A 4,972-nucleotide genomic window follows, 5' to 3' on the forward strand; every position below is an offset into this window, starting at 1 on the left:
GGCAAACCCCGTGCAGACGCCGGGGGGCGGGGTGGTGTAAGGAGCGCGCCATGCCTCGCTATTTCGAAGGGGATTTCCTCCCCCCCCAGGGCCGGTTCGCCATCTGCGTCTCCCGGTTCAACAGCTTCATCACGGAGGAGCTGCTGAAGGGCGCCGTGGACACGCTGGTCCGCCATGGCGTGAAGGACGACGCCATCGACGTGTACCGCTGCCCCGGCACGTATGAGCTGCCCGGCCTCACGCGGCGCGTGGCGGAGGGCGGGCAGTACGCGGGCCTCGTCATCCTGGGCGCGGTGATTCGCGGCGGCACCCCCCACTTCGACTACGTGGCGGGCGAGTGCGCCAAGGGCATTGGTTCGGTGGCGTTCAGTGCGGCGTCGGGTCCGAAGCCGGCGGCGGTGACGTTCGGCGTGCTCACGTGCGATACCGTGGAGCAGGCCATCGACCGTGCGGGCGTGAAGGCGGGCAACAAGGGCGCGGAGGCCGCGGTGGCCTGCATCGAGATGGTCAACCTCTACGCGCGCATGACCGCCGCGGAACGGAAGGGCTGACCGCATGGGCGCGCGCAGAACGGCACGGGAGCGGGCGCTGCAGGCGCTCTACCAGCTGGAGATGGCCCAGGGCGCCGCCCGGGAGGCCCTCGACTCGGCGTGGGCCGCCTCGGCGGAGGACGGCAAGCCGGAGCCGGACGCGGTGAAGTTCGCCAAGGAGCTGGTGGACGGCGTGCAAGCCCACCGTGAGGAGATTGACGCCCTCATCGAGCGCCACAGCCACAACTGGCGCCTGGACCGCATGTCCCGCATCGACCGGAACGTGCTGCGCCTGGGCATCTTCGAGTTGAAGTACCGCCCGGACATCCCCCGCAAGGTGACCATCAACGAGGCGGTGGAGCTGGGGAAGAACTTCGGGACGGAGGAGTCGAGCGCGTTCGTCAACGGCCTCCTGGACCGCGTCGCGGTGGCGCTCGGGAAGCCGTGAGCCAGACGAGCACCCTGGAGGTGGGCCTGGAGGGCCTGGACGCGTTGGCCGGGGTGGACGCCCTGTGCCTCTTCGTGGCCGAGGACGACCGGCCCCTGCCTTCCTCCGCGGGCTACGTGGACTGGCGGCTGTGCGGCGCCCTGTCCCGCGTCCTGCTGGGCGGCTTCTTCACCGGGGTGAAGGACGACTGGCTCCTGCTGCCGTCCGACGGGAAGCTGTCCGTGCCGCGCATCTTCGTGGTGGGGCTGGGGCCGCGAAAGCGCCTGGACGCCGCCGCGCTGGGCGAGGCGCTCTCGGGCGCGGCGAAGGTGCTGAGCCGGGCGAAGGTGGAGTCGGTGGCCCTGGAGGTCCCCGGAGGGCCGGGCTTGAGTGACGCGGCCCGGGCGGAGGCGTACCAGCGGCAGTTCCTGCCCGCGTTCAAGGGGGCACGGGTGTCCCTGCTCGCGGACAAGGGGCTTGTCGGGTCGCTGTCATCCCGCAGGGGGTAACGCGCTGCGCGGGGGCGGGTGTTCTGCTAGCATCCCGTCTTCCGAGGCGTGCGCGCGATGAAGTTCAAGGTGCTGATTGTCGAGGACTCCAAGGTGTCGCGCGAGCACATCGCCGCGACCGTGGAGGCCGTGGACGGCGTCGAGGCCGTCACCACCGCCAGCGGCTTCGAGGCGCTGAAGCTGCTGCCCCGCCAGCGGTTCGACCTCATCATCACCGACATCAACATGCCCGACATCAACGGGCTGGAGCTCATCAACTTCGTCAAGAAGAACCCCAACTACCGGGACGTGCCGCTCATCATCGTCACCACCGAGGGGCGTGAGCAGGACCGCTCGCGGGGGATGGCGCTGGGCGCGGCGGGCTACCTGGTCAAGCCGTTCCTGCCGGAGGATTTGGAGGCGCTCCTGCGGCGCTTCCTGAAGCCGCTGTGACGACGCAGCACGGGGGCAAGGCGCTGGCGGAGTTCGTCGCCGAGGCCACGGAGATCCTCGATGCGCTGGGCCGCGACCTGCTCGCGCTGGACGAGGCCCGCGACCAGGAGGCGGATCCGGAGCGCATCAACGGCATCTTCCGCGCGGCCCACTCGCTCAAGGGGCTGTCGGGCCTCTTCGGCCAGGAGCGCATCACCCAGCTCGCGCACGCCGCGGAGGACCTGCTGGACCGGCTCCGGCTGGGACGGCTGACGCTGGACGACCAGGTGCTGGACGCGCTGGTGGACGCGCTGGACACCTTCCAGTCGCTGCTGGGGGAGACGTCGCGGGGCGAGGAGGGCGACGACCTCACCCGTCGCACGCGCGCCATGGAGGAGCGGCTGGCGCGGATGGGCTCGCCCGCGCCGCCCGTGGAGGAGGATCCGCTGGAGCGGCTGGAGCTGGACGCGCAGGTGCGCGCCGTCTTCACCGAGTACGAGGAACACCGGCTGCGCGAGAACGTGCGGCGCGGGGTGGCGCTGTGGCGGGTGCGCGCCGCGTTCGACCTCACTGACTTCGACCAGGGCCTCGCGGACCTGAACGCGCGCCTCAAGCCCCTGGGCGAGGTCATCAGCACGCTGCCTTCGTCGCGGCCCGGCGGCGCCACCGGCATCGCGTTCGACCTCATCTTCGGCGCGAAGGTGGATGCGCAGGCGCTGGAGGCGGGGCTCCAGGGCACACCCGCGGAGCTGGCGCCGCTGGTCGTGCGGCCTCCTTCCGGGGCGGACGTGGCCCCGGTCCTCCCGCCTGCTGACGCCGTGGCGCCCCGCACGAAGCGCGGCGGCAAGAAGAAGGGGACGCGCGCCCGGCCGCTGGCCCTGGAAGCGGGACCGCTCCAGCCGCTGCTTTCGGCGGACACCGGCGCCACCACGCGGGACGTGCCCTCCGAGACGACGTCCCATGGAACTCCCGGGCTCGTGGCCCTGCCCACGTCCGGGAGTGCAGGCCCCCCGCGCATGAGGACGGTGGCAGGCCCGTCGTCCACGACGCTCGGGCTCCAGTCCGCCGCGTCGGCGCCGCTGCCCGCGGGGCGTCCCCGGCCGGAGGAGACGTCGCTGCGCTCGCTCACGCAGACGGTGCGCGTGGACATCGGGCGGCTGGACGGGCTCATCAACATGGTGGGCGAGCTGCTGCTCATCAAGGCGAACCTCCAGCGGCTCGCGGAGGCGTCCCGGCAGGACGGGACGGTGGCGCTGTCCAAGCTGTTCGGCCAGGAGCTGTCGCGGGAGACGCGGCAGCTGGAGCGCAAGCTGGAGGCCCTGCAGGAGGGGCTGCTCGAAGCGCGCATGGTCCCGGTGGGCCAGGTGTTCGACAAGCTGGCGCGGCTGGTGCGGCGCATCGCTCGCGAGGCGGGCAAGGAGATCGACTTCGTCAGCACCGGCGGCGAGGTGGAGCTGGACAAGCTCATCGTCGAGGAGCTGAGCGACCCGCTGATGCACCTCATCCGCAACGCCATCGACCATGGCGCGGAGGGGCCGGAGGCGCGGCTGTCGGCGGGCAAGCCTCGGCGCGCGGTGGTGCGCCTGCGGGCCGAGCAGAAGGGCAACCACGTCCTCATCAGCGTGAGCGACGACGGCTCCGGCATCGACGAGGCGCGGGTGCGCGAGGTGGCGCTGTCTCGCGGGCTCGTCACGCCTTCGCAGGTGAGCGAGATGACGCGGCGCGAGCTGCTCAACCTCATCTTCCTGCCGGGCTTCTCCACGCGCTCCAGCGTCAGCGCGCTGTCCGGCCGGGGCGTGGGCCTGGACGTGGTGAAGAACAACCTGGGCAACCTCTCCGGCATCATCGACGTGTGGAGCGAGCGCGGAAAGGGCACGGCCTTCCACCTGACGCTGCCGGTGACGCTGGCCATCGTGCGCGCGCTGGTGGTGGGCGTGAGCGGCCGCACCTACGCGGTGCCGCTCAACAGCGTGCTGGAGATATTGGCCGTGCAGCCGCACGACATCCGCACGGTGGAGCGCCGCGAGGTGTTGGACCTGCGCGGACAGACGCTGCCCTTCCTGCGGCTCGGGAGGCTGTTCCACCTGCCGGAGCGCGAGGTCAACCGCCACTTCGTCGTCGTGGTGGGCCTGGCGCAGCAGCGGCTGGGCATCGCCGTGGACGAGCTGTTCGGCCAGCAGGACATCGTCACCAAGCCCCTGGGCGGCCGGCTGAGCGCCGTCAAGGGCATCTCCGGCGCCACCGACCTGGGCAACCGGCGCACGGTGCTGGTGCTGGACGTGGCGGAGCTGCTGGAAGAGGGCATCGCGCAGGAGCGGCGCCGCGCCTGAGGCACCGGTGCCGGGGGGCTGCTATCTTCCCGGCCGTGTCCCGTTTCGAAGCCCTGCTCGACGCGTTCTTCTACCGCCCGGACGAGGACGTCAGCGGCCTGCTGGACTTCGCCGCGGGCAGCGACGGGCTGGCCCCGCGCGTCCTGGAGGAGGAGCCCACCGAGTACCTGGCCTTCCGCCTGGAGACGGAGTGCTACGCGGTCCCCATCCTCACCGTGCGGGAGATCTGCAAGGTGCCGCTGCTCACGGAGATTCCTCGCGCGGAGCCGCAGCTGCTGGGCGTGATGAACCTGCGCGGGGAGCTGCTGCCCGTCTACGACATCAAGCTGCGGCTGCGACTGTCGGACGTGCCGCCGCTCGTGGCGGGTCCGGACGCGGGCCTGCCGCCCAAGGCCGCGCGCATCCTGGTGCTCAAGACGCAGGACGGGCCCGCGGGCGTGTGGGTGGACTCGGTGGCGGGCGTGGTGCGGCTCAAGCCATCCATGGTGGAGCTGTCGCCCGCGGGGTTGCGTGGAGACCGCGACTGCGTGGCGGGGCTGGGCCGCAAGGGCTCGCAGCTCTACATCCTGTTGGATCCGGAGCAGGCGCTCGCCCCATGACGGACCCCGTGAACCTGCTGGCCCGCCGTCCGCGTGGCGTGACGGCCGACGACGCTCCGACGGTCGACGCGGAGGTGCAGCTGTGCGCCTTCTTCGTGGGCAACGAGGAGTACGTGATGGACATCATGCGCGTGGAGGAGATCCTCCCGCCCCAGCGCGTCATCCC

6 protein-coding genes are annotated in these 4,972 nt (G+C 71.6%); all 6 read left to right on the plus strand.

Annotated elements, in window-relative coordinates:
• Positions 1-50 precede the first annotated feature (50 nt).
• The 6 genes from ribE to D7V97_RS39945 are packed head-to-tail and all read left to right on the plus strand — an operon-like array spanning position 51 to position 4,806.
• Positions 51-551, plus strand: a complete 501-nt coding sequence (ribE, locus tag D7V97_RS39920; RefSeq protein WP_120615811.1) for a 6,7-dimethyl-8-ribityllumazine synthase — start codon at positions 51-53, stop codon at positions 549-551.
• A 4-nt stretch (positions 552-555) separates the two neighbouring features.
• Entirely contained in the window at positions 556-978 is a 423-nt protein-coding gene (gene nusB, locus D7V97_RS39925) for a transcription antitermination factor NusB (protein WP_120615812.1), read from the plus strand.
• The gene (locus D7V97_RS39930; RefSeq protein WP_120615813.1) at positions 975-1,466 is read left to right on the plus strand and encodes a M17 family peptidase N-terminal domain-containing protein; all 492 of its coding nucleotides are present in this window, start codon (positions 975-977) and stop codon (positions 1,464-1,466) included. Before nusB ends, D7V97_RS39930 begins: the two co-directional genes overlap by 4 nt.
• Before the next feature lie 57 nt (positions 1,467-1,523).
• On the plus strand, positions 1,524-1,898 hold the full coding sequence (locus D7V97_RS39935) for a response regulator (RefSeq protein WP_120615814.1): 375 nt from the start codon (positions 1,524-1,526) through the stop codon (positions 1,896-1,898).
• A complete protein-coding gene (locus tag D7V97_RS39940; protein WP_120615815.1) occupies positions 1,895-4,207 on the plus strand; it encodes a chemotaxis protein CheA in 2,313 nt (770 codons plus the stop codon). The genes D7V97_RS39935 and D7V97_RS39940 overlap by 4 nt, the downstream gene beginning before the upstream one ends.
• A 35-nt stretch (positions 4,208-4,242) precedes the next feature.
• A complete protein-coding gene (locus D7V97_RS39945) occupies positions 4,243-4,806 on the plus strand; it encodes a chemotaxis protein CheW (RefSeq protein ID WP_120615816.1) in 564 nt (187 codons plus the stop codon).
• The last annotated feature ends 166 nt before the right edge of the window (positions 4,807-4,972 follow it).

It is taken from the genome of Corallococcus sp. CA053C, assembly GCF_003611675.1.
Taxonomy (GTDB): Bacteria; Myxococcota; Myxococcia; order Myxococcales; family Myxococcaceae; genus Corallococcus.

Bases quoted from the DNA above. Each gene is read 5' to 3' on its own strand.
- ribE (WP_120615811.1), top strand. From the start codon at position 51: ATGCCTCGCTATTTCGAAGGGGATTTCCTCCCCCCCCAGGGCCGGTTC.
- nusB (WP_120615812.1), top strand. From the start codon at position 556: ATGGGCGCGCGCAGAACGGCACGGGAGCGGGCGCTGCAGGCGCTCTAC.
- D7V97_RS39935 (WP_120615814.1), top strand. From the start codon at position 1,524: ATGAAGTTCAAGGTGCTGATTGTCGAGGACTCCAAGGTGTCGCGCGAG.